The sequence below is a fragment of the Luteibacter sp. SVR4-7G genome, from assembly GCF_056755555.1.
The window spans coordinates 63,619-85,236 of record NZ_JBPGXO010000005.1 but is presented as its reverse complement, the minus strand read 5'-3'; the positions used below and the strand labels follow the sequence as shown (position 1 = coordinate 85,236).

Annotated in this window: 20 protein-coding genes and 8 tRNA genes; 6 read left to right on the top strand and 22 right to left on the bottom strand. The window is 65.8% G+C overall.

The annotated features are described in order from the left end of the window. Window positions 1-58: 58 nt before the first annotated feature. The 9 genes from ACR9ZH_RS03355 to soxR form a co-directional block, all read right to left on the bottom strand. Window positions 59-1,969, bottom strand: a complete 1,911-nt coding sequence (locus ACR9ZH_RS03355) for a SurA N-terminal domain-containing protein (RefSeq protein ID WP_481289339.1) — start codon at window positions 1,967-1,969, stop codon at window positions 59-61. A 59-nt stretch (window positions 1,970-2,028) separates the two neighbouring features. After that, window positions 2,029-2,105 (bottom strand) — tRNA-Asp (locus tag ACR9ZH_RS03350). 10 nt (window positions 2,106-2,115) lie between these two features. Continuing rightward, window positions 2,116-2,190 (bottom strand) — tRNA-Val (locus ACR9ZH_RS03345). Between the two features lie 17 nt (window positions 2,191-2,207). Then, window positions 2,208-2,480 (bottom strand): HU family DNA-binding protein, encoded by a 273-nt coding sequence (locus ACR9ZH_RS03340; RefSeq protein WP_072321387.1) that lies wholly within the window; start codon window positions 2,478-2,480, stop codon window positions 2,208-2,210. 310 nt (window positions 2,481-2,790) lie between these two features. Then, window positions 2,791-5,304 (bottom strand): endopeptidase La, encoded by a 2,514-nt coding sequence (lon, locus tag ACR9ZH_RS03335; protein WP_481289338.1) that lies wholly within the window; start codon window positions 5,302-5,304, stop codon window positions 2,791-2,793. Between the two features lie 182 nt (window positions 5,305-5,486). Further along, window positions 5,487-6,782, bottom strand: coding sequence for an ATP-dependent Clp protease ATP-binding subunit ClpX (gene clpX, locus ACR9ZH_RS03330; protein WP_481289337.1), 1,296 nt, complete (start codon window positions 6,780-6,782; stop codon window positions 5,487-5,489). A gap of 103 nt (window positions 6,783-6,885) precedes the next feature. Then, on the bottom strand, window positions 6,886-7,512 hold the full coding sequence (clpP, locus tag ACR9ZH_RS03325; protein WP_413626742.1) for an ATP-dependent Clp endopeptidase proteolytic subunit ClpP: 627 nt from the start codon (window positions 7,510-7,512) through the stop codon (window positions 6,886-6,888). Between the two features lie 54 nt (window positions 7,513-7,566). Continuing rightward, window positions 7,567-8,859 (bottom strand): trigger factor, encoded by a 1,293-nt coding sequence (gene tig, locus ACR9ZH_RS03320; RefSeq protein ID WP_481289336.1) that lies wholly within the window; start codon window positions 8,857-8,859, stop codon window positions 7,567-7,569. A gap of 178 nt (window positions 8,860-9,037) precedes the next feature. Next, window positions 9,038-9,472, bottom strand: coding sequence for a redox-sensitive transcriptional activator SoxR (gene soxR, locus ACR9ZH_RS03315; protein ID WP_481289335.1), 435 nt, complete (start codon window positions 9,470-9,472; stop codon window positions 9,038-9,040). Between the two features lie 100 nt (window positions 9,473-9,572). Between soxR and ACR9ZH_RS03310 the strand changes: the two genes are divergently transcribed. Next, window positions 9,573-10,952 carry an MFS transporter gene (locus ACR9ZH_RS03310; RefSeq protein ID WP_481289385.1) on the top strand — a complete coding sequence of 460 codons (1,380 nt, stop codon included), beginning with the start codon at window positions 9,573-9,575 and terminating at the stop codon, window positions 10,950-10,952. A gap of 137 nt (window positions 10,953-11,089) precedes the next feature. Next, window positions 11,090-11,293 (top strand): hypothetical protein, encoded by a 204-nt coding sequence (locus tag ACR9ZH_RS03305; protein ID WP_481289334.1) that lies wholly within the window; start codon window positions 11,090-11,092, stop codon window positions 11,291-11,293. A gap of 13 nt (window positions 11,294-11,306) precedes the next feature. Here the strand turns inward: ACR9ZH_RS03305 and ACR9ZH_RS03300 are convergent. The 8 genes from ACR9ZH_RS03300 to rlmE form a co-directional block, all read right to left on the bottom strand. After that, window positions 11,307-11,391: transfer RNA gene (locus tag ACR9ZH_RS03300), tRNA-Leu, on the bottom strand. Window positions 11,392-11,534: 143 nt separating this feature from the next. After that, window positions 11,535-11,610 (bottom strand) — tRNA-Lys (locus ACR9ZH_RS03295). Between the two features lie 21 nt (window positions 11,611-11,631). After that, window positions 11,632-11,708 (bottom strand) — tRNA-His (locus tag ACR9ZH_RS03290). A 14-nt stretch (window positions 11,709-11,722) separates the two neighbouring features. Next, a tRNA-Arg gene (locus ACR9ZH_RS03285) sits at window positions 11,723-11,799 on the bottom strand. Between the two features lie 24 nt (window positions 11,800-11,823). Further along, window positions 11,824-11,900: transfer RNA gene (locus ACR9ZH_RS03280), tRNA-Pro, on the bottom strand. Between the two features lie 139 nt (window positions 11,901-12,039). Next, window positions 12,040-12,116, bottom strand: a tRNA-Arg gene (locus ACR9ZH_RS03275). 188 nt (window positions 12,117-12,304) lie between these two features. Beyond that, on the bottom strand, window positions 12,305-14,236 hold the full coding sequence (gene ftsH / locus ACR9ZH_RS03270; protein WP_481289333.1) for an ATP-dependent zinc metalloprotease FtsH: 1,932 nt from the start codon (window positions 14,234-14,236) through the stop codon (window positions 12,305-12,307). Then, window positions 14,233-14,883 carry a 23S rRNA (uridine(2552)-2'-O)-methyltransferase RlmE gene (gene rlmE, locus ACR9ZH_RS03265; RefSeq protein WP_481289332.1) on the bottom strand — a complete coding sequence of 217 codons (651 nt, stop codon included), beginning with the start codon at window positions 14,881-14,883 and terminating at the stop codon, window positions 14,233-14,235. The genes ftsH and rlmE overlap by 4 nt, the downstream gene beginning before the upstream one ends. 81 nt (window positions 14,884-14,964) lie before the next feature. Here rlmE and ACR9ZH_RS03260 point away from each other — a divergent pair, with 81 nt between their 5' ends. The 3 genes from ACR9ZH_RS03260 to panE are packed head-to-tail and all read left to right on the top strand — an operon-like array spanning window position 14,965 to window position 16,583. Continuing rightward, a complete protein-coding gene (locus ACR9ZH_RS03260; protein WP_167023259.1) occupies window positions 14,965-15,258 on the top strand; it encodes a YhbY family RNA-binding protein in 294 nt (97 codons plus the stop codon). Window positions 15,259-15,263: 5 nt separating this feature from the next. Further along, window positions 15,264-15,635: an Mth938-like domain-containing protein gene (locus tag ACR9ZH_RS03255; protein ID WP_481289331.1), complete on the top strand. Its 372-nt coding sequence runs from the start codon at window positions 15,264-15,266 to the stop codon at window positions 15,633-15,635. Between the two features lie 12 nt (window positions 15,636-15,647). Then, window positions 15,648-16,583, top strand: coding sequence for a 2-dehydropantoate 2-reductase (gene panE / locus ACR9ZH_RS03250; protein ID WP_481289330.1), 936 nt, complete (start codon window positions 15,648-15,650; stop codon window positions 16,581-16,583). 87 nt (window positions 16,584-16,670) lie between these two features. Here the strand turns inward: panE and ACR9ZH_RS03245 are convergent, their stop codons facing one another. From ACR9ZH_RS03245 to surE, 4 genes are read right to left on the bottom strand one after another with little or no spacing between them, the layout of a single operon-like run. Beyond that, a complete protein-coding gene (locus ACR9ZH_RS03245) occupies window positions 16,671-17,690 on the bottom strand; it encodes a peptidoglycan DD-metalloendopeptidase family protein (protein WP_481289329.1) in 1,020 nt (339 codons plus the stop codon). Between the two features lie 24 nt (window positions 17,691-17,714). Next, a complete protein-coding gene (locus ACR9ZH_RS03240; RefSeq protein WP_481289328.1) occupies window positions 17,715-18,323 on the bottom strand; it encodes a YqaA family protein in 609 nt (202 codons plus the stop codon). A gap of 29 nt (window positions 18,324-18,352) precedes the next feature. Continuing rightward, window positions 18,353-19,036 (bottom strand): protein-L-isoaspartate(D-aspartate) O-methyltransferase, encoded by a 684-nt coding sequence (locus tag ACR9ZH_RS03235; RefSeq protein WP_481289327.1) that lies wholly within the window; start codon window positions 19,034-19,036, stop codon window positions 18,353-18,355. 1 nt (window position 19,037) lies between these two features. Then, window positions 19,038-19,820 (bottom strand): 5'/3'-nucleotidase SurE, encoded by a 783-nt coding sequence (surE, locus tag ACR9ZH_RS03230; protein ID WP_481289326.1) that lies wholly within the window; start codon window positions 19,818-19,820, stop codon window positions 19,038-19,040. 127 nt (window positions 19,821-19,947) lie between these two features. Between surE and ACR9ZH_RS03225 the strand changes: the two genes are divergently transcribed. Next, the gene (locus ACR9ZH_RS03225) at window positions 19,948-20,493 is read left to right on the top strand and encodes a Smr/MutS family protein (protein WP_481289325.1); all 546 of its coding nucleotides are present in this window, start codon (window positions 19,948-19,950) and stop codon (window positions 20,491-20,493) included. A 102-nt stretch (window positions 20,494-20,595) separates the two neighbouring features. On the opposite strand, the gene truD is transcribed toward ACR9ZH_RS03225, so the two are convergent. After that, entirely contained in the window at window positions 20,596-21,612 is a 1,017-nt protein-coding gene (gene truD / locus ACR9ZH_RS03220; RefSeq protein WP_481289324.1) for a tRNA pseudouridine(13) synthase TruD, read from the bottom strand. Between the last annotated feature and the right edge of the window lie 6 nt (window positions 21,613-21,618).

Genomic DNA, 21,618 nt, shown 5'->3' with positions numbered 1-21,618 from the left:
CGTTAAAGCCTGCCGCTGGACGAGGCCCCAGCGCCTCACCCGTCTGCCATCAGATGTCCTACATCCGGTCCTGGGCGATCTTGATCTCGCCGCGAGCCTTAAGCGCCTCGATGTATTCGAGCGTGGCCGCCTGGGCCATCGCATCCATCATCTGGCCGCGCAGCGCGTCGCGCTGGGCCTTTTCGACCTTCGACGGATCGCCGTCGATGACCTTGTCGACCGCGACCAGCGCGTAGGCGCCGTTGTCTGTCTTCACGGTGGTCCAACTCGGCTTGCCGTCGACCGGGTGCGGCAGCGTGAAAGCCTGCTGCAGGATGGCCGGCGGCACGTCGGTGAGGGTGCCGAGCTTGTTGCGATCCACGCCGGCAAGCGTGCGCACCGGCGCCTTAGCAAGCGCCGCGGCGTCGCCGCCCTTGGCCAGCTCGGCCACGACTTCGTCAGCGTGCTTCTTCGCCAGCGCGTCCACGCGCTCGTCGAGGATGCGCTGACGGATGGCGTCGGTCACGTCGGCCAGCGCCTTCGGCGCCGCCGGGTTGTGCTTGGCCAGGTGCATGACGACCGCGTCGCCCTTGTCCACCTGCACCAGCGAGGAGTTGTTGCCCTGGTTCAGCACGTCGTCCGCGAACGCGGCCTGGACGAACTTCGGATCGGCCGGGATGCCCGCACCGCCCTCGCGCCCGAACAGCGGCGAGGTCTTGATCTCGATACCGAGTTCCTTGGCGGCAGGCTCGAGCGAACCGGGGTTGCGCTCGGCGAGGTCGGCCAGCTGGCCGGCACGCTCGTTGTAAAGGCGCTCGGCTTCGCTCTTCGCCCAGTCGGAGGCAAGCTGCGCGCGCACTTCGGCGAAGGGCTTCGCATCGCCGTCGCGGGCGTCGCGCAGCCAGATGATGTGGTAGCCCTCTTCGGGCGACAGCACCGGCTCCTTGGTGATCTCGCCCTTCTTCATGCCGAAGAGCGCGCTGTCGAAGGCGGCATTGGCGACGCCCTTCTCGAGCCAGCCGAGGTCGCCGCCCGTGCGCTTGGAACCCAGGTCGTCGGAGTTTTCGGCAGCCAGCTTGGCGAAATTCTCGGGCGTGGCTTCGGCGGCGATCTTCTTCGCCTTCTCGAGCGCGGCCTTCTGCTGCTCCGGCGTGGCGTTCTTCGGCACGTTCACCAGGATGTGCGACGCCTCCCGCTGTTCCGGCTGGGCGTAACGCTGCTTGAACTTGTCGTAGTAAGCGTGGAGCTGCTCGTCGGTGGGCTCGCCCACCTTCAGGTCGGCCTGCTTCACTTCGAGGTACTGCACGGACACCTGTTCCGGCGTGGTGTAGTCGGCGATGTGCGACTTGTAGAAAGCTTCGATCTCGCTGTCCGGCACGTTCGCATCGGTGAGCGACGGGCGCGGCAGTTCGACGTAGCGCAGGTCGCGCTGCTGCAGGCGCAGGCGGAAGAACGCGTCGACATCGGCATCGCTCACCAGGGTGGTGCTGGCGATCGCCTGCGGGATCATCTGGGTGGCGAGCGAGCTGCGCACGCGCTGCTCGTACATGCCCGGGCTCATGCCCTGCATGGCGAGGACGGCACGATAGGTTTCCGGACTGAACTGGCCATTGACCTGGAAGCCGGGGTCGCCTGCGATCGCGCTCCGCACGCTGGCATCGGAAACGGCGAGGCCCAGCTCGGTGTTCGCCTGCTGCAGCAATGCCTGGCTGATCATGCCGTCGAGTACGCGCTGCTTGAGCTCGGGCTTCTCGAGGTCCGCCGCCGTGAACGGCGAGCGCGGATCCTGCGCGGCCTGCTGGCGAAGTTCGTTCAACCGCTGCTGCCAATCCTGCTGCGAGATCTCATGCTCGCCGACCTTGGCCACGTACGTGTCGACATGCGAGACGAAGTAGGACTCGATGCCGAAGAACGCGACGGCGAATACGGAAACGCCGAGGACGATAGCGGCGGGCCAGCCATGGATCTTGTTACGCAGGGCTTGCAGCATGATGCGACTCGCGAAGGTAGATAAAGCAAAGGCGCCACGCGGGCGCCTTTGCGGACCAATGGCGGAGTGGACGGGACTCGAACCCGCGACCTCCGGCGTGACAGGCCAGCATTCTAACCGACTGAACTACCACTCCACTTTACGTCTGGTGGGTGCTGAGGGGATCGAACCCCCGACCAGCGCCGTGTAAAGGCGACGCTCTACCGCTGAGCTAAGCACCCTCGAACGGTAAGACCACTTAGTTTACGTGATCCTTGAGCGCCTTGCCAGCCGTGAAGGCGGGGACCTTCGAGGCCGGGATCTTGATCTCTTCGTTGGTGCGCGGGTTGCGGCCCGTGCGGGCGGCGCGGCTGCGCACCTTGAAGGTGCCGAAGCCCACGACGGCGACATCGTCACCCTTCTTCAGGGCGTCCTTGACGGCTTCGATGAGGCCCTGGAGCGCGCGGCCGGCGTCGGCCTTCGACAGTTCGGCCTTCTCGGCGATGGCGTCGATAAGCTCGGATTTATTCATTACGTAACTCCCTTCAAAGGTAATTCGAATCGCCGGACGGCGATCCTTCACGAGAAGACGTCAGGTTGCGAATGCAACCCCGCGATCCATGGCGCCCTTGCGGCGCGGGCGATAGCGGTGTGGCCTTTATACCAGCGCCCCCCGAGCATCGCAAGACAAGGAATACCAAGGCTTTCAGCACATGTGCATCCGCCGGAGAGGCTTGCGCGAAAGGTAAAAAACGATTATCGCGACCCATCCATGACAGGACGGCGAAAACGAAAAGGGCGCACTTGCGTGCGCCCTTGTTCGCGTCGCGGAACGATGACGGTCAGTGCGTGAGCGAGGGCGACGACTTGCCCTTCCCGCGCTTGCCCTGGGCACGCGGCACGTCGACCGCGTTGCCGTTTTCGCCCGATGGCTTGAGACCGAGCGGACGCTCCAGCGCCAGGTCGAGCACCTCGTCGATCCACTTCACCGGATGGATGCTGAGCGAGCCGGTGATGTTCTCCGGGATGTCGACCAGGTCCTTCTTGTTCTCTTCCGGAATGATCACCGTGGTGATGCCGCCGCGATGGGCCGCCAGCAGCTTTTCCTTCAGGCCGCCGATAGGCAGCACGCGGCCACGGAGGGTGATCTCGCCGGTCATCGCGACTTCGGAACGCACCGGCACCTTGGTGAGCGCCGAGACGAGGGCCGTGCACATCGCGATACCCGCGCTCGGGCCGTCCTTCGGCGTGGCACCTTCGGGCACGTGGATGTGGATGTCGAGCTTCTCGTGGAAGTCCGGCTCGATGCCGAGGGCGGCCGCCCTCGCCCGCACGACGCTGAGCGCCGCCTGGATCGATTCCTTCATCACGTCGCCAAGCTGGCCCGTGTGCACGAGACGGCCCTTGCCCGGGACCACGGAGGCCTCGATGCTCAGGAGATCGCCGCCCACCTGGGTCCAGGCCAGACCGGTGACCAGGCCCACTTCGTTCTGCTGTTCCGCCCGGCCGAAGTCGAAACGGCGCACGCCGAGGTAGTGGTCGAGGTTGCCGCCGTCCACGTGGACATGACCCGGCGCGACCGGCTTGCCCTTGGCGGCCTTCGCGCCCTTGGCCGGCTTCGCCTTGGCCTTGGCCTTGTCCGGCACGGTGCCCAGGGCCAGCTCCTTCACCACCTTGCGGCAGATCTTGGAGATCTCGCGCTCCAGGTTGCGCACGCCGGACTCGCGCGTGTAGTAGCGCACGATGTCGCGCAGCGCATCCTCGCCCACCTCGAGATCCTCGGCTTTCAGGCCATTGGCCTTCAACTGCTTCGGCAGGAGGTACTTCTGCGCGATGTTGAGCTTCTCGTCCTCGGTGTAACCGGGGATACGGATCACTTCCATGCGGTCGAGCAACGGGCCTGGGATGTTGAGCGAATTCGCTGTGGCGATCCACATCACCTCGGACAGGTCGAGATCGACCTCAAGGTAGTGGTCGTTGAACGCGTTGTTCTGCTCCGGATCGAGCACCTCGAGCAGCGCCGAAGACGGGTCGCCGCGGAAGTCCATCGACATCTTGTCGATCTCGTCGAGGACGAACAGCGGGTTCTTCGTGCCGACCTTGTTGAGGTTCTGCACGATGCGGCCCGGCATCGAACCGATGTACGTGCGGCGATGGCCGCGAATCTCGGCTTCGTCGCGCACGCCGCCAAGGCTCATGCGGACGAACTTGCGGTTGGTCGCCTTCGCGATCGACTGGCCGAGCGAGGTCTTGCCCACGCCGGGCGGACCGACGAGGCAGAGGATGGGGCCTTTCATCGTGTTCACGCGCTGCTGCACGGCGAGGTACTCGAGGATGCGCTCCTTGACCTTCTCCAGGCCGAAGTGATCGGCGTCGAGCGTTTCCTGCGCCAGCGCGAGGTCCTTGCGCACCTTGCTGCGCTTCTTCCACGGCACGCCCACTACCCAGTCGAGGTAGTTGCGAACCACCGTCGCTTCCGCGGACATCGGCGACATCTGCTTGAGCTTGTTGAACTCCTGGCGCGCCTTCGCGAGCACGGCGGGCGGCATGCCGGCGCCGTCGATCTTCTTCTGCAGTTCCTCGATCTCGTTCGCGCCCTCTTCGCCCTCGCCCAGTTCCTTCTGGATGGCCTTCATCTGCTCGTTGAGGTAATACTCGCGCTGGCTCTTCTCCATCTGCGACTTCACGCGGCCGCGGATGCGCTTCTCGACCTGCTGCAGGTCCATCTCGCCATCGACGAGGCCGATGAGGAGCTCTAGGCGCTGGCCGACGTCGGCCGTTTCCAGCACGCGCTGCTTGTCCGCCATGCGCACGGAGAGGTGCGCTGCGATGGAGTCGGCGAGGCGTGAGGGATCGTCGATACCCGACAGCGTCGCAAGAATCTCCGGCGGCAGCTTGCGGCTCTGCTTCACCAGTTGCTCGAACAGCGACACCAGCGAGCGCGACACCACGTCGAGCTCACGCTCGTTGCTGCTGTAGATGGGCTCGATGACGCGGGAGCGCCCGCTCATCATGCCGGCGTCGTCCTCGAAGGCGTCGATCTGCACACGCGACTGGCCTTCCACCAGTACCTTCACGGTACCGTCGGGCAGCTTCAGCAACTGCAGGACGCCGGCGAGGGTGCCGACGGAGTGGAGGTCGCCGATGGACGGATCATCGATGTCGGGACTCTTCTGCGCGACGAGCAGGATCTGCCGCTCGCCCTCCATCGCCCGCTCCAGCGCACGCATGGACTTGTCGCGCCCGACGAACAACGGAATGACCATGTGCGGATAGACGACAACGTCGCGCAGGGGCAGGACCGGCAACAGGTCGAGCTCGGCTCCGCTCGTGGTTTGGCTGCGATTCTTCGCCATGTGCTTGGGGTTTCCCTCGGGTGAGTGGGGCGCGACCCGACACTGCGCCGGACCCGCCATACACGTCAAGTGGTGGTGCGCGAAGGATCGATCAAGGGACGCTCACTCGCCCGCCACGGAAAGAAAAACGGCCACGGCGTCATGGGGACGCCGGGGCCGCTGGTATTACCCTGACGGTACGATCAGGCTGCGTCGCCGCCCTCGCCCGCGATCCGCTGCTGCTGCAGGTTCCCGCGGTAGATGAGGTAGGGCTCGGCCTGGCCGTCGATCACGGCGTCGTCGACCACTACCTTGCTGACATGCTCCAGCGAGGGAAGTTCGAACATCGTGTCGAGCAGGACCTGTTCGAGAATGGTACGCAGTCCACGCGCGCCGGTCTTGCGCTTCAGGGCGCGACGGGCGATGGCGGCCAGGGCCTCCGGACGGAACTCCAGTTCGGCGCCTTCCATGTCGAACAGCTTGCGGAACTGCTTGGTGACCGCGTTCTTCGGCTCGGTGAGGATCTGCACCAGGGCAGCCTCGTCGAGCTCGTCGAGCGTGGCGACGACCGGCAAGCGGCCGACGAACTCCGGGATCAGGCCGAAACGGACCAGGTCGGCGGGCTCGACTTCCGACAGCATCTTGCCGAGGTTCTCGGTGCGCTCCTTCGAGCGGACCTCGGCCCCGAAGCCGATGCCGGTGGTCTCGGAACGCTGCTGGATCACCTTCTCCAGCCCGGCGAACGCGCCGCCGCAGATGAAGAGGATGTTGCGCGTGTCGACCTGCAGGAATTCCTGCTGCGGATGCTTGCGGCCACCCTGCGGAGGCACCGAGGCGAGCGTACCTTCGATGAGCTTGAGGAGGGCCTGCTGCACGCCCTCGCCGGACACGTCGCGGGTAATCGACGGGTTCTCGCTCTTGCGCGAGATCTTGTCGATTTCGTCGATGTAGACGATGCCGCTCTGCGCCTTCTCGACGTCGTAGTCGCACTTCTGCAGAAGCTTCTGGATGATGTTCTCGACATCCTCGCCCACGTAACCCGCCTCGGTCAGCGTCGTGGCGTCGGCGATCGTGAACGGCACGTTGAGCAGGCGCGCCAACGTTTCGGCCAGCAGCGTCTTGCCCGAACCGGTCGGACCGATCAGTAGGATGTTCGACTTGCCGAGTTCGACGTCGTCGTTCTTCTGGCGCGACTCCATGCGCTTGTAGTGGTTGTACACGGCGACCGACAGCGCCTTCTTGGCGCGCGTCTGGCCGACCACGTACTGATCGAGCGCTTCCATGATCTCGCGTGGCTTCGGAAGATGGGTACGGCCAGAGGCCGCCTTCTCTTCCAGTTCCTCGCGGATGATGTCGTTGCACAGCTCGACGCATTCGTCGCAGATGAACACGCTGGGGCCAGCGATCAGCTTGCGAACTTCGTGCTGGCTCTTGCCGCAGAAAGAGCAGTAAAGAATCTTGCCGCCGTCATTGGAACGGCTCTGCCGCTCGTCGCTCATGCTTTGGGCCCTACTGAGAATCCAGGTGCGCTTTGAGAATAGCACAGCGCTCCGCCCCCGGAAGGAGGGGCGAAGTGCCGGATTTCACAAGCGAATTGTTGAATCAAGCTGAACGGACGGTATCGACCGTACGCTTGTCGAGCACCGAGTCGATCAGCCCGTAAGCCTGGGCTTCCGCCCCGCTCATGAAGCGGTCGCGCTCGGTATCGCGGGCGATCTCCTCCACCGTCTTGCCGCTGTGGTGGGCGAGGATCGCGTTGAGGCGCTCGCGCATCGTGAGGATCTCACGGGCGTGGATCTCGATGTCGGTCGCCTGGCCGGAGATGCCGCCGGCCCACGGCTGGTGGATCATGATGCGCGAATGCGGCAGCGAATAGCGCTTGCCGGCCGCGCCGGCCGCCAGCAGCAAGGCGCCCATGGAGGCGGCCTGGCCGATGCACATCGTGCTGACGTCGGGCTTCACGAACTGCATCGTGTCGTAGATCGCCATGCCCGCGGTGACCGATCCGCCGGGGCTGTTGATGTACAGGCTGATGTCCTTGTCCGGGTTCTCCGACTCGAGGAACAGCAGCTGGGCCACGATGACGTTGGCCATGTAGTCGTCGACCGGACCGACCGCGAAGATCACACGCTCCTTGAGGAGGCGCGAATAGATGTCGTACGAACGCTCGCCTCGCGAGGTCTGCTCGACGACGATGGGCACCAGGTTGAGGTTCTGGATCGGAGCCATGGACATGCGGTCTCTCCTACGTGTGGGGCCCGGTAAGTGCTCTAACCGGCGCCGTCAGGCGCCGATCGGCCGCATCACCTCGTCGAAGCTCAGTTCCTGGTCGGTGGTCTTGGCGTTGTCCGCCACCCACTCGGCCACCTGATCTTCCATGACGCGGTTCTGCAGTCCCGACATCAGTTGGGGGTCGCCGTTGTACAGTTCAATGACCTTTTCCGGCTCCTCGTAGGTCGAGGCGATGGCGGCGAGCATTTCACTGAGACGCTTGCGGTCGAGGCGAAGTTCATTCTTCCGGGCGATCTCACCCATGAGGAGAGCGGCGATGACGCGCTTGCGGGCGAACGGCAGGGCCTCGGCGACCATGTCGGCGCTCGGCTCCTGGCCGCGCGGCAGGTTCCCGGCGGCGAGGCTGCGGGCCTCGGCGTTGGCCATCAGTTCCGGCACGTCCAGGTCGGCGTGGGCGGTGGCCAGCTTCTCGGCCACTTCCGACTTCAGGCGGGCCATCAGGGTGGCCTTCAGCTCGCGCTCGAGGTTGGCCCGGACTTCCTTGCGGAAGGTTTCGATGTCGCCGTCGGCCGCACCGAACATCTTCACGAAATCGGCGTCCACGGCGGGCAGGTTCGGCTCCTGCACCTTCACGATCTTGAACGTGACCTTGGCGGTCTTGCCGGCGAGGTCCGGGTTACGGAAGTCTTCCGGGAAAGCGACGTCCTGGACCAGGTCTTCGCCTGCGCTGCGGCCGGTCAGGGCCTCGTCCAGGGCCTTGAACAGGGTGCCCGAGCCGAGCACGCTGCCGGCGCGCTCCAGGCCCTCGGCCGGGAAGCGGTAGCTGCCCGCTTCGGCGGCGTATTCGAACATCACGAAGTCGCCTTCCTTCGAGGCGCGGGAGACTTCGTCGAAGCTGCGGCGCTGGGTGCGCAGGGTTTCGATCATCTTGTCGATGTCGGCGTCCTTCACCTCGGCCTTCGGACGGGCGATCTCGAGGGCGGAGACGTCGATGGCCGGGAACTCCGGCATCACTTCGAAGGTGGCCGTGTAAGCGATCTCGCCGTTCTCGGCATTGCCCGTGGTGTCGACCGACGGGTTGGCGATCGGCTGCAGCTTTTCCTGCTGGAAGGCCTCGCGCAGCGTGCTGCCGATGAGTTCGGAGAGCGCTTCGCCACGGACCTGCGCGCCGAAGCGCTGCTTGATCACGTTGGTCGGCACCTTGCCGGGACGGAAGCCCTTGAGGCGCACCGTACGGCCCATTTCCGCGATGCGCTCGCTGACCTGCGTCTCGAGACGCTCAGCCGGGAACTTCACCGTGAGCTTGCGCCCGAGCTTGCCCACATTCTCAACCGAAACCTGCATGACCTCTCCTGAAACCACCACGGACGTGGCGCGATGGCGACCATCCGTCGCCGTAACCGAAACAAAGGGATTCACCGCGAATACCGGGCCAGCCGCCGCGACCTGCTCCCCGCCGGCGGAAAAACCCCGCAAATGACTGCCCATTCTACGTTTTGGCCTCCTGCCGCCGCAACCTTCCCTAACCGGATGCCCAGCGCCTCGGGCCACCCCCTTCCGAAGCCAGTTCATCCCCCGGATTGGCCAGGGTGCAGGCCGTCAGGGAGAGACATCCGCAGCCGATGCAGCCGGTCAGCTTGTCCTTCAGGTTCGTCAGCTGGGTGATCCTCTCCTCCAATTCCTCGCGCCAGGCGGCGGACAGGCGGGCCCATTCCTCACGGGTAGGCGTGCGCTCTTCCGGGAGGGTCTCGAAGGCCCTGCGCACCGCCTCCAGCGGGATGCCCACCCGCTGGGCTACCCGGATCACCGCGAGCCGGCGCAGGACATCGGCGCCATAACGGCGCTGGTTGCCCGGCGTGCGCAGGCTCCGGATCAACCGCTTGCGCTCGTAGAAGTGCAGGGCCGAGACCGCCACGCCCGCCCTTCTCGCCGTCTCGCCTACGCTCAGTTCGCGCATCCGCTTGACCTCAACAATGGTTCAGGTTGCATCCTGCGCGCTCCGATTCTCGTAAGCAAGCGTGCGAGACTCCCTCTCCCCCAAGGAAAGCCCGATGAACGTGGGAACATCCGAACCGAACACCCTGGCCGCCGCGGTGGCCCCGAGCGGAGGCATCCTTGCCCCGCCCTATCGGGCCGCCACGATGGGCATGGTGGCCCTCATCTCGCTTATCGCCTTCGAGGCACTGGCCGTCACCACGGCCATGCCTACGGTGGCGCGGGACCTGAATGGCCTGAAGGCCTACGCGCTCGCCTTTGGCGGCGTGCTGGCCACCAGCGTGATCGGCATGACGCTCTCGGGGCGTTGGAGCGACCGGAAAGGACCGGCGCCGGCCATGTGGACGGGGCTGACCGGCTTCGTCCTGGGCCTGTTGATCGCCGGCCTGGCGCGGGACATGCCCACGCTGCTGGTGGGGCGCCTGGTCCAGGGCCTCGGGGCGGGATGTCTCTCGCCAGCGCTCTATGTCATCGTCGGGCGCCTCTATCCGGAGTCGCTGAGGCCGAAGGTGTTCGCCGCCTTCTCTGCCGGATGGGTCGTGCCGGCACTGATCGGACCGGCGGTAAGCGGCGCCATCGTGGAGCATGCCGGCTGGCGCTGGGTGTTCCTCGGGGTACCCCTGCTGGCGATTCCCGCGGCCGCCGTGCTGCGCGGCGCCCTGCGCTCGCTGGGCCAGCCCAGCGGTGCCGCTGGTGCGGATACGAGCCGCCGCATGGCCCACGCCGTGGGTGCCTCCCTGGGCGTGTGCCTGCTCTTCATCGCGGGCCAGGAGCGCGGCTGGCTTGCCGCCGCGCTGTTCGTCCCGGCGATCGCCCTGCTCTTTACCTGCGGCAGGCGTCTCCTTCCGCGGGGCACCTTGCTGGCCGCACGCGGGTTGCCAGCCGTGATCGCCCTGCGCGGCGTGGCGGCATCCGCCTTCTTCGGCACCGAGGCGTTCCTGCCACTGGCGTTCTCGCGCGAACACGGGCTGTCGCCGATGTGGTCAGGCATCGCCATCAGCGTCGGCGCCATCGGCTGGTTCTCGGGCTCTTGGTACCAGGGCCACTACGCGAAGGTGTCGCGGCAAACGCTGCTTCGCCGAGGCACCGCGATGATGGTGATCGGCGCGTTGGCGGCATCGTTGAGTACTTTCGCATGGATGCCTGTGGCCGCCTCCGTCGCAGGCTGGCTGCTCACGGGTCTCGGCATGGGCATGCTCTATGGCACCGTGGCGGTGCTCGCGCTGTCGATGTCGGGCGAACATGAGCAAGGCACGAACAGTTCGGCGTTGCAGTTGTGCGAGTCGTTGATGGTGGCGACGACGCTGGCCATCGGCGGCTCGTTGTTCGCCGCGCTGCTGGATATTTCGGCGACGGCTGCGTTTGCGGCTAACTTCGCGATTACCGTGGCGCTCGCGGCAGTGGGGACGATCGTTGCGCGACGGACCGAGCCCCGCACGTAGTCACTCGCACGCGCCGGCGCTAGCACCCGTTATCTGCATTTGCCGACAGCTTCGGGGCTGGCGACACCATAGGGTGCAACCGGAGCAAAAGCCCAGTGCTACGATGAAGAGAGGATGCAATGGCGGAGACCAGCCCCGTGAACGCCGACGACATCGAACTGATCCACGCGAACATCTCCAAGACCATCGCCGAAACCATGAAACTCGGCGCCGAAACAGCGAAGATCCAGGCTGAGCTTCGTTACTACCCGATGGTCGCCCTTGGAGCCATCGTCGTCGGAGGCTTGGGCGCAGGCATCGCCCTTATCGCGGGGGCCATCAAGCTGGTGACGGTTCTTTGAGCGAAAAACGCGGTGGTGCGAAAGAAGGGACTCGAACCCTTACGCCTTGCGGCGCCAGAACCTAAATCTGGTGCGTCTACCAATTCCGCCACTTTCGCCCGCCCGGTCATTCTAGAGGGCTGGCAGGCGGTGGTCCACAAACGCGATGAACCCGCTTTCCGGTGCACCGGCGCGCATTATCGTGCCAGTGCCCAGCCACAAAGAAAAAGGCGCCCAGGTTTCCCTGAGCGCCTTTCGATGTTGGTGGGCCGTGTAAGATTCGAACTTACGACCAATTGATTAAGAGTCAACTGCTCTACCAACTGAGCTAACGGCCCGTTTGAAACTCATGTTGTAAGTGGGGTGGACGATGGGACTCGAACCCACGACATCCGGAATCACAATCCGGTACTCTAACCAGCTGAGCTACGCCCACCATAAAACTTCAATTGGCGCGCCCGACAGGAATCGAACCTGCAACCGTCGGCTTAGAAGGCCGATGCTCTATCCGATTGAGCTACAGGCGCAGGCACTGTACGTAGAACGCCAACTGGTCGGGGCAGAGGGATTCGAACCCCCGACATCCAGCTCCCAAAGCTGGCGCTCTACCAGACTGAGCTATACCCCGAAACTTCAAGCACCATCCCGATACTACTGGGGTGAAGCCTTCAAATGTTACGGGTCAAAGCCAAGCCCGTCAATCCGTATGAACACACCACACTTTCAACAACCGCGACCGCCGCAAACGCGATGGCCTTGCTTAAAGATGGTGCGCCCGGAGAGATTCGAACTCCCGACCACCAAGTTCGTAGCCTGGTACTCTATCCAACTGAGCTACGGGCGCACACTTTAAACCGTTGACCCGGAGACTATCGCCGTGAGGCGTTAGCGCCGTGTCGAGAAGCGGAATTATTCAGATATCCGGCGCGGGCGTCAACACTTTTTACATCTTTTTTTTCGCGAATCGGTAACACGACTGCAAAAGCCAACCTTTCCGAAGAGTAAGGGCGGCACCCTGGCCGCCCTTCCGTCTTACAGTTGTGTCGCCGGCTTGCCGACCTTGTCCGGCGCGGATCCCGCGTCGCCTCGCGGCGGCGGCGGAGGCGTCGGCCCCGGCTTCTGCCAGTCGGCAGGCGGACCCGGCTCGCGACCGTTCATGATGTCGTCGATCTGGCGTGCGTCGATCGTCTCGTATTGCAGCAGTGCGTCGGCCATCGCGTGCAGCTTGTCGATGTTGGTGGTGAGCAGCTCCTTGCTGCGCGCGTACGCGCGGTCGAGGATGGTGCGCACCACTTCGTCGATCTTGCGTGCGGTTTCGTTGGACACGCTCTTGTGCTGGGTGACCGAACGGCCGATGAAGACTTCGTCCTCTTCCTCGCCATAGGTCACCGGGCCGAGCTCGTCGGACAGGCCCCACTTCGTGGCCATGTTACGCGCCATCTTCGTCGCGCGCTCGATGTCGTTGGAGGCGCCGGTGGTGACCTTGTCGTGGCCGAAGATGATTTCCTCCGCCACGCGGCCGCCGTACAGCGAGCACAGCTGCGATTCGATCGCTACCTTGTTGAGGCTGTAGCGGTCGCCTTCCGGCAGGTACATCGTCACGCCCAGCGCGCGGCCGCGCGGGATGATGGTGACCTTGTAGACGGGATCGTGCTCCGGCACGAGGCGGCCGATGATCGCGTGGCCTGCCTCGTGGTATGCGGTGAGACGCTTCTCTTCGTCGTTCATCGCCATCGAGCGGCGTTCCGCGCCCATCAGGATCTTGTCGCGTGCGCGGTCCATGTGGCTCATGCGCACTTCGCGGGCGTTCTCGCGCGCGGCGAACAGCGCGGCCTCGTTCACGAGGTTGGCGAGGTCGGCACCGGAGAAGCCGGGCGTGCCGCGTGCGATGGTCATCGCATCGACGTCGGTCGCCGTGGGCACCTTGCGCATGTGCACCTTGAGGATCTGCTCACGCCCCTTCACGTCCGGCAGGCCGACCACGACCTGGCGATCGAAGCGGCCGGGACGCAGCAGGGCCGGATCGAGCACGTCGGGACGGTTGGTGGCGGCGATGACGATGATGCCTTCGGTGCCTTCGAAACCGTCCATCTCCACCAGCAGCTGGTTGAGGGTCTGCTCGCGCTCGTCGTGACCGCCGCCCATGCCGGCGCCACGATGGCGACCCACGGCGTCGATCTCGTCGATGAAGATGATGCAGGGCGCGTGCTTCTTCGCCTGCTCGAACATGTCGCGTACGCGGCTGGCGCCGACGCCGACGAACATCTCGACGAAGTCGGAACCGGAGATCGAGAAGAACGGCACCTTGGCCTCGCCGGCGATGGCCTTGGCGAGCAGGGTCTTGCCGGTACCAGGGGGACCGACCATGAGCACGCCGCGCGGAATCTTGCCGCCCAGCTTCTGGAACTTGCCCGGGTCGCGGAGGAATTCGACCAGCTCGCCGACCTCTTCCTTCGCCTCGTCGCAACCGGCGACGTCGTTGAAGTTGATCTTGACCTGGTCTTCGCCCTGCAGCTTGGCGCGCGAGCGGCCGAAGCTCATGGCGCCGCGGCCGCCCGAGCCTGCCTGCATCTGGCGCATGAACCAGATGAGTACCGCCACGAAGATGATGATGGGCAGCCAGTTGAACAGCAGGCCGATCAGGGAGAAGCCGCTGTCGGCCGGCTCCTGGCGAAGCTCGACGCCCTTGTCGCGCATCGTCTTCACCAGGTCGCTGGTGGAGAGGCCGACCACCGGCACCACGGTGCGGTAGGCGCCGCCATCCTTCAGCTTGCCGGTGATGGTCGGCGGAGCGGTGGAGGTGATGGTGCCGCTGGCGACGTTGCCGTTATCCACCTGCTGCGCGAAGGTCGTGTAGGACATGTCCTGCGACGTCCCGCCGTGCGGATTGAAGGTCTGGAATACGGTTAGCAGGACCACCGCGATGATCAGCCAGAGCAACAGGTTTTTTGCCATCTCATTCATGCGCGGTTCTCGCCAGGTTGCCGGGACGCGGACTTGAGTCCGGTCGCCAGCGCATAGACCTCCCGTGAACGGGCGCGGGAGGCCTTCGGTTTACGCATCGTCACGCGACTGAAGTCCGCGCGCAAGTTCTTAAGGTATTCGTCGAAACCCGCCCCCTGGAACAGCTTCACGAGAAATGAACCCCCCGGCTTCAGCCAGTCGAGGCTGAATTGGCGGGCCAGGTCGCAAAGGTCCATGGCGCGAATCTGGTCGGCGAGTGCCACACCCGACATATTGGGGGCCATGTCGGATAGGACAAGATCGACCTTCTGGCCTTCCAGCTTGCTTTCGAGCTCACGCAGGACCGATTCCTCGCGGAAATCGCCCTGCATGAAGTCCACCCCGGCCAGCCCCACCATCGGCAGGATGTCCAGAGCGATGACCTTGCCCGTTTCCCCCAGGCGCTGGCGCGCCAGCTGCGACCAGCCGCCGGGGGCGGCGCCGAGGTCGACGATGGTCATGCCGGGCTTGATAAGGCGATCGCGGTCGATGAGCTCTTCGAGCTTGAATACGGCACGTGACCGCAACCCTTCCGCCTGCGCGCGCTTGACGTAAACGTCGTCGAAATGCTCCCGAAGCCAGCGGGAACTGCTCTTGCTGCGTGACATCGGAGTGGACCGGCGGGAGAAGTGGGCAAGCCTCGCATGATACCCTCTACCGCCTATCCGCCGCGAACCGAAACTGAACGCATGCTCTCCCCTACACAGCGCCGCTACCTGCGCAGCCTCGCCCACGACCTCCGCCCCGTCATCCTCCTGGGGAACAAGGGAGCCACCGAGGCCGTCGCCAAGGAGTTGGGCCAGGCCCTCGACATCCATGAGCTGGTCAAGGTGAAGCTGTCCGGGGGCGATAAGGACGAGCGCCAGGAGCAGATTGCCTTCCTCACCGGCCAGACCGGCGCGGAAACCGTCCAGGAGATCGGCCACGTGGTGGTCCTGTTCCGTCGCAACGAGCAGGATCCGAAACTCGCCCTGCCCCGGTAATCCTCATGGACCTGTCGTTCGAACATCCCGGCGACTACCTCTTCGTACGTCGCATCGGTGCGGATACGGTCACCGTGGTCGACCGCGACTTCCACAAGAGCATCCTGCTGACGCCGCAACAAGTGGTCGAGGACTGGAACGTCACCGACGCCTCGCAGCTGTCGCTGGCCGACGTAGACCGGATCGCCTCCCTCGGGCCCGAAGTGGTGCTCCTCGGGACCGGCGAGCGCCAGGTATTCCCGCCCGCCGAGGTGATGGCCGGCTTCCTGCGCCGGGGGATCGGCATCGAAGCCATGACCAACGGTTCGGCGGCGCGCACCTATAGCCTGCTCGCCGGCGAAGGGCGAAAGGTCCTAGCGGCATTCATCCTGCCCTGAAGGAAAAAACCCATGCGCATCCTCGTCCTTGGCGCCGGCGGCACCGGCGGGTATTTCGGGGGACGGCTGGCCCAGGCGGGACTGGACGTCACGTTCCTGGTCCGGCCCGAGCGGGCGAAGGTGCTGGACGCCAAGGGGCTCGTGATCCTCAGCCCCTTCGGCGATGCCACCCTGCGGGTGAAACACGTGCTGGCCGAGGCGGCGGCGGATGCCGGCCCGTTCGATCTCGTGCTCCTTTCGAGCAAGGCTTACGACCTGCATTCCGCCATCGAGGCCATCGATCCTGCCGTTGGCGAGAACACCGCCGTCCTCCCCGTCCTCAACGGCCTCGCCCATTACCCGCTGCTCGACAGCCGCTTCGGAGCGGAGCGGGTGCTGGGCGGCCTTTGCGTGATCAGCGCGGCCAAGGGGCCGAACGGCGAGATCGTGCATTTCGGCAATGGCGCCTCGGTGACCTTCGGCGAGCGCGACGGGCAGGCGCACGCGGAACGCTGCGCTGCCATCGCGGACGCGTTTGCGGCGGCGAAGGTGGACCATAAGCATTCCGACGACATCCAGCGCGACCTGTGGGCGAAATTTGCCTTCCTCGCCACGCTGGCGGGAAGCACCTGCCTGTTCCGGGCAAGCGTCGGCGACATCGTCGCCACCGGCGACGGCCGTCAGCTCATCGAGCGCATGTACGAGGAATGCCTGGCCGTGGCCCGCGCTTCGGGCCACGCGGTTCCCGACAACGCGCGCGCATTCGCCTGGAAGACGCTGACCCAGGAAGGTTCGCCGCTCACGGCTTCGATGCTGCGTGACCTCGAAGCGGGGCAACGGATCGAATCCGACCACATCGTTGGGGACATGCTTCGCCGCGCTCGAGACGCCGGCGTGGCCGCACCGATGCTGGAGGTGGCGTTCGCGCACCTGCAGGCGTTCGAAATTCGCCAGAAACGCGAGTTGTAGGAGCGCGCCTGCGCGCGACAGGTTTTCGCGAGGGGCGGCAGGCCCGGCTGCTCACGGCCTCAAAAGATGTCGCGCGCAGGCGCGCTCCTACCTCGGCGGCAGGTATTGCAGCGGATCGACCGGGTTGCCGTCGCGGCGGATCTGGAACTGCAGTTCATCGCGGGTCGCCCCGGTGGAGCCCATCTCGGCCACGCTCTGTCCTGCCTTCACCTTCTCGCCTTCCTTCACCAGACGCTTCCGGTTATGACCGTACGCGGACAGGAAGCTGTCGCTGTGCTTGATGATGACCAGCTCGCCGTAACCCACGAGCCCGTTGCCGCTGTAGACGACCACGCCATCGGCCGCGGCGCGTACGGGATCGCCCGCCTTGCCACCGACTTCGATACCGGGGATCGCGTCGCCGGATGAGAACTTCTTCAACAATGCGCCATCGGCCGGCCAGCCCCAGGTGATGCCACCGGCACTGCGCGTGGCGCCCTTGGCAGCGATGGGGGTGGATGCGGGGGGATTCTCCACGGGTGCGGGCGGCGCCGTGGCCGGAGCACTGGGGGGCGGTGGCGGCGGGACGAGCGATTCGCCAGGCTTTCCGGCCACCACTACAGGCGTGTTGGTCGTCGTCGCGGGCGCCGGCACGGCGGGCGGCGCCGTCTCGGCCTCGGTGACCGGCGCGAAGCCCGGCTGGGTCGCCGCGGCCGGCCGTTCCGGATGCGCGGCCGGCGGCGGCGGCGTGGCAGGCGGCGGAGGCGGCACGGCGGCGACGACCGGTGCGGTATGCGTGACCGGCGTGGCGGGTTTGCTCTCGTGGCCCGGCGGCGATAGACGCAGGTCCTGGCCGGGCCAGATCGTGTAAGGCGAGGCGATGCCGTTCCAGCTGGCGAGATCGCGGAAATCCACCTTGTTGCGGAAGGCGATGCTGTAGAGCGTATCGCCCTTCACTACCCGGTAGCTGCCGCCGGGAGGCGCCGGCGGCGGCGTGGCGGCCCGGGCGGGTCCGTAGCTGCCGGCGCTGCGCGTGACGACGACCGAGCTGCGGGTGAGGTCGCAGCCCGCAAGCACGAGGCTCACGGCAACGACGGCCAGCAGGACGAACGGGCGGGTCACGAGCATTGCAGATCTCCCTTCAACGGTCGCTCATCGCACCAGGAACCACCAGGCGGCAAGCAGGATGACGGCTACGATAACAGCCCAGCCTATCCACTCGATGTGTTTGCGTAGCATCTGTTCCGCACGTTCGCCGAAGATGCGTACCAGGAGGGCCAGCAACCAGACCCGCTTGCCGCGACCGATCATCATGCAGACGAGGAACGGAAGCACCGGCACGCCGACGATGCCGGAGGCCCAGGTAACGAACTTCATCGGCACGACGGGCTGCAACGCCGCCATCGCAAGCACGATGTACAGACCCAGCGAGTGCGCCTGCATGTCCCGCTGCAGGTTCTCCACGCCCTTCTGGATCGGCGCCAGGAGATGCATCGATTCGAGCAGGGGCTTCAACGCCTCGTAGGCGTAATGGCCGAGTCCGTAGCCAACGAGTGAGCCGAGCAGCGAGAACAGCAGGCTCCAGTTCGCGAAGCGGAACGCCTTGCGCGGCTGGGCCAGCATCATGGGCGCCAGCATCACCTCCGGCATCACCGGGAAGATGAACGCTTCGACGAAGGAAAGCACGGCGAGGTAACGCACCGCGTGTCGATGGCGCGCCCAGACGATGGCGCGATCGTAGAGCGAAGAGAACATCCGCATTCAGCGGTTTTCCTTGTGATGGACCGGCATCAGCCGATGCCGCCGAGTAGCGGAACGAAGCTTACCGCGCCGAGGTCTTCGCGGTGGATCTCTCCGTTTTCGTCTTTGCGCATGCGCACCAGCACCTGCTGGCTGGGACTGCCCACCGGCGCGACGAGTACGCCGCCGGCCTTCAGCTGGTCGAACAGTGCCGCGGGGACGCGATCGCCTGCGGCGGTGAGGATGATGGCATCGAACGGCGCGTCCGACTCCCAGCCAAGCTTTCCGTCGTCGTGCCGGGAGCGGAGGTTCGAGAGGCCCAGCTGACGGAACCGGCGCCGTGCCTGGCGCAGCAGTTCCTCGATCCGCTCCACCGTATAGACGGTCGGCACGATGCCGGCGAGTACGGCTGCCTGATAGCCCGAGCCGGTGCCGATCTCCAGCACGCGTTCCGGGATGCCGTCCTCGATCAGCGCCTCGGTCATCCGCGCCACGATCCAGGGTTGTGAAATGGTCTGGCCGTGGCCGATCGGCAATGCGGTGTTCTCGTAGGCGCGCGAGTGCAGCGCCTGGTCGATGAAGTGGTGGCGCGGCAGCTGGCGGATCACATCGAGCACGCGCTGGTCGCGGATGCCTTCTTCCGCAAGCTTGGCGACGAGACGATCGCGCGCGCGTTGCGAGGTCATTCCCTCGCCGCGCAGGGCCGACGGCGGCAGCGCATGCATGTTCACCATGTCAGGCCGCCTCCTCGCCATCCATCGCCGATGACAGCGACAGCATCCAGCTGCTGACCTTCTCCAGCGCCTGGTAGCGCGTGAGGTCGGTGTGGATCGGCGTGACCGAAACGCAGCCGCGGCGGACCGCGTCGAAATCCGTGCCGGGACCGTCGTCTTCGATGTCGCCCGGCGGACCGATCCACCACATCGTGCGGCCGCGCGGATCGGTCGCGCGAATGGCCGGTGCCGACCGGTGGCGCTTGCCGAGACGGGTGACCTCGAAGCCGCGCACCTGTTCCCAGGGCAGGTCCGGCACGTTCACGTTGAGGATGGTGTCGGCCGGCAGGGGGTCGACGATCAGGCGGCGCATCAGCATCAGTACGGCGGTGGCCGCCGTGTCGAAGTAGCGTCCGGTACCTTCGCGCGTCACCAGGGACACGGCGATGGCGGGCAGGCCGAGGAAGCGCCCTTCCATCGCAGCGGACACCGTGCCCGAATAGATGACGTCGTCGCCGAGGTTGGCGGAACTGTTGATGCCCGAAACGACGATGTCCGTCTCGTGGTCGAGCAGGCCGGAAAGCGCGAGGTGCACGCAATCGGTGGGGGTACCCGCGACGCGGTACGCGCCGTTGTCGAGGCGGTGCACGCGGATGGGTGCGTCGAGGGTGAGCGAATTGCTCGCGCCGGAGCGATCGCGATCGGGGGCGACGATCGTCACCGTTCCGAACTCGGCCAGACGCTCGGCCAGCACCTGGATGCCAGGAGCCTCCACGCCGTCGTCGTTGCTAACCAGAACTTGCATGCTGATCCAGATCGAAAAACGGGCGGGGCGACCCCATCTCCAGGGAGCCGCCCGACCGTCCAAGTCTACCGGACCGGGCCGCGGGTGTGGGTGTGTGTGGCAAGCATTGAGGCGTTAGGATGGCCATATGACGCGACGTCCCCCCAAGGTCCACGACGACGACAGCCGCCTGTTTCGCGAGGCCATCGGCGAGGTGCGGCCGCTGCCCGAGGCCGAGGTGCTGCCCGAGAAGCCGCGCCCTGCCCCGCATCCGCACATGCGCGACGCCGACGAAGCCGCCGTCCCCGCCGACTCCCTGCTGTTCGACTACGATCCCGCCGATCTCGAAGTGGGCGAGGAACTGTCCTATCTGCGCGACGGCTACCCTCCCCGCCTGCTGAAACAGCTCAAGCGCGGACAGTTCAGCATCCAGGCCGACATCGACCTGCACCAGATGAACGCGGCGGCGGCGCAGCTGACCATCACCGAATTCCTTGCCGAATGCAGGCACGACGGGATTCATTGCGTGCGGATCATCCACGGCAAGGGCTTGCGCTCCAAGGCGGGCGGCCCCGTGCTGAAAGGGCTGACCGACCGCCTGCTGCGCCGTCGCGACGACGTGGTGGCGTTTGCTTCGGCGCGGCCGATGCAGGGCGGAACCGGGGCGGTCGTGGTCCTCCTGAAGGGCCCATAAGAGCGCGCCCTGGTAGGAGCGCGCCTGCGCGCGCTGAGCTTTTCGCGAAGAGCTCAGGTCCTGTTGCTTGCTCGCGAAAAGATGTCGCGCGCAGGCGCGCTCCTACAAGGTCGCCGCCAGTTCGCGGATTACCGTCGTGGCATAAGCCCCTGCCGGCAGGCCGAAGGACACTTCGAGCGCGCCATCGTCCCGCCACCGCCACGCGAAATCGCGCGGCTGCAGTCGCAGCGCGCGACGCTCCTGGTCCATCCGCGCATCGGCGAGGCCCTTCGCCAGGTCCTCGTCGCGTGTCGCAACCTGTCGTTCCAGTTCGCCCGCGGCAGCGGCGGCAGGCGTTTCGCCGCGTCCCCACAATGGCCCGGACGGATGGATGTCGAAACGCTCCAGCCGTTCGGCCAGCGTGTCATTGAACGCCTCCGGTCCGAACCACGAACGCGAGCCGTCCAGCGCCCAGATCTCGCCGTCCATCGGCGCATCCCAGGTCCCGGCCGTCACGCGTTCCGCCAGCACGCCGTTGAAGATGTGCGAGCGTGCGGCCGAAAGCAGGATGGAGCGCTTGTCGCGGTCCACGCGCCGCCCGCCGAACATCGCCCGCGCATGCGCGACGTTGGCGCCGCCGAGACCGAAGCGCTGCTCGCCGAAATAATTGGGCACGCCGCGCACCGCGATGGCGGCAAGACGTGCCTCCGCTTCCGCGCGATGGCCTTCGACCTCGCGCAGTACGAGCACGAAACGGTTTCCACGCAGCGCTCCGCGTTTGAGTTTGCGCGAATGCCGGCCGAGGGATCGGATCGAAACCTCCGCATGAGGAAACGCCGACCAATCCGGATCCGCCTTCCCCGGCAGCTGCACGGTGAAGGCCTGCCGGGTCACCGCGTGACGGTCCTTCATCCCCGCGTAACCCACGTTCATCGGGGCGATTCCCGCGAACTTCGCCAGCTCGCGGGCGACCCAGTCCGTGTTCGCTCCACGCTTCTCGACGACGAGGAAGGCGTGCTCGCCGGCGCCATCCGGCTCATAGCCGAGGATCTCCTCGACGAAAAAATCCTCGGGCGTCGCGCGCAGGCGCGCGCGCAGAGGCGGCGTGCCGAAGGCGAAGGGAAGTTCGGTCTCGCTCATGGCATA

Coding starts and splice junctions, on each gene's coding strand:
- ACR9ZH_RS03355 (WP_481289339.1), bottom strand. CDS start 1,969: ATGCTGCAAGCCCTGCGTAACAAGATCCATGGCTGGCCCGCCGCTATC.
- ACR9ZH_RS03340 (WP_072321387.1), bottom strand. CDS start 2,480: ATGAATAAATCCGAGCTTATCGACGCCATCGCCGAGAAGGCCGAACTG.
- lon (WP_481289338.1), bottom strand. CDS start 5,304: ATGGCGAAGAATCGCAGCCAAACCACGAGCGGAGCCGAGCTCGACCTG.
- clpX (WP_481289337.1), bottom strand. CDS start 6,782: ATGAGCGACGAGCGGCAGAGCCGTTCCAATGACGGCGGCAAGATTCTT.
- clpP (WP_413626742.1), bottom strand. CDS start 7,512: ATGGCTCCGATCCAGAACCTCAACCTGGTGCCCATCGTCGTCGAGCAG.
- tig (WP_481289336.1), bottom strand. CDS start 8,859: ATGCAGGTTTCGGTTGAGAATGTGGGCAAGCTCGGGCGCAAGCTCACG.
- soxR (WP_481289335.1), bottom strand. CDS start 9,472: ATGCGCGAACTGAGCGTAGGCGAGACGGCGAGAAGGGCGGGCGTGGCG.
- ftsH (WP_481289333.1), bottom strand. CDS start 14,236: ATGAATGAGATGGCAAAAAACCTGTTGCTCTGGCTGATCATCGCGGTG.
- rlmE (WP_481289332.1), bottom strand. CDS start 14,883: ATGTCACGCAGCAAGAGCAGTTCCCGCTGGCTTCGGGAGCATTTCGAC.
- ACR9ZH_RS03260 (WP_167023259.1), top strand. CDS start 14,965: ATGCTCTCCCCTACACAGCGCCGCTACCTGCGCAGCCTCGCCCACGAC.
- ACR9ZH_RS03255 (WP_481289331.1), top strand. CDS start 15,264: ATGGACCTGTCGTTCGAACATCCCGGCGACTACCTCTTCGTACGTCGC.
- panE (WP_481289330.1), top strand. CDS start 15,648: ATGCGCATCCTCGTCCTTGGCGCCGGCGGCACCGGCGGGTATTTCGGG.
- ACR9ZH_RS03245 (WP_481289329.1), bottom strand. CDS start 17,690: ATGCTCGTGACCCGCCCGTTCGTCCTGCTGGCCGTCGTTGCCGTGAGC.
- ACR9ZH_RS03240 (WP_481289328.1), bottom strand. CDS start 18,323: ATGCGGATGTTCTCTTCGCTCTACGATCGCGCCATCGTCTGGGCGCGC.
- ACR9ZH_RS03235 (WP_481289327.1), bottom strand. CDS start 19,036: ATGGTGAACATGCATGCGCTGCCGCCGTCGGCCCTGCGCGGCGAGGGA.
- surE (WP_481289326.1), bottom strand. CDS start 19,820: ATGCAAGTTCTGGTTAGCAACGACGACGGCGTGGAGGCTCCTGGCATC.
- ACR9ZH_RS03225 (WP_481289325.1), top strand. CDS start 19,948: ATGACGCGACGTCCCCCCAAGGTCCACGACGACGACAGCCGCCTGTTT.
- truD (WP_481289324.1), bottom strand. CDS start 21,612: ATGAGCGAGACCGAACTTCCCTTCGCCTTCGGCACGCCGCCTCTGCGC.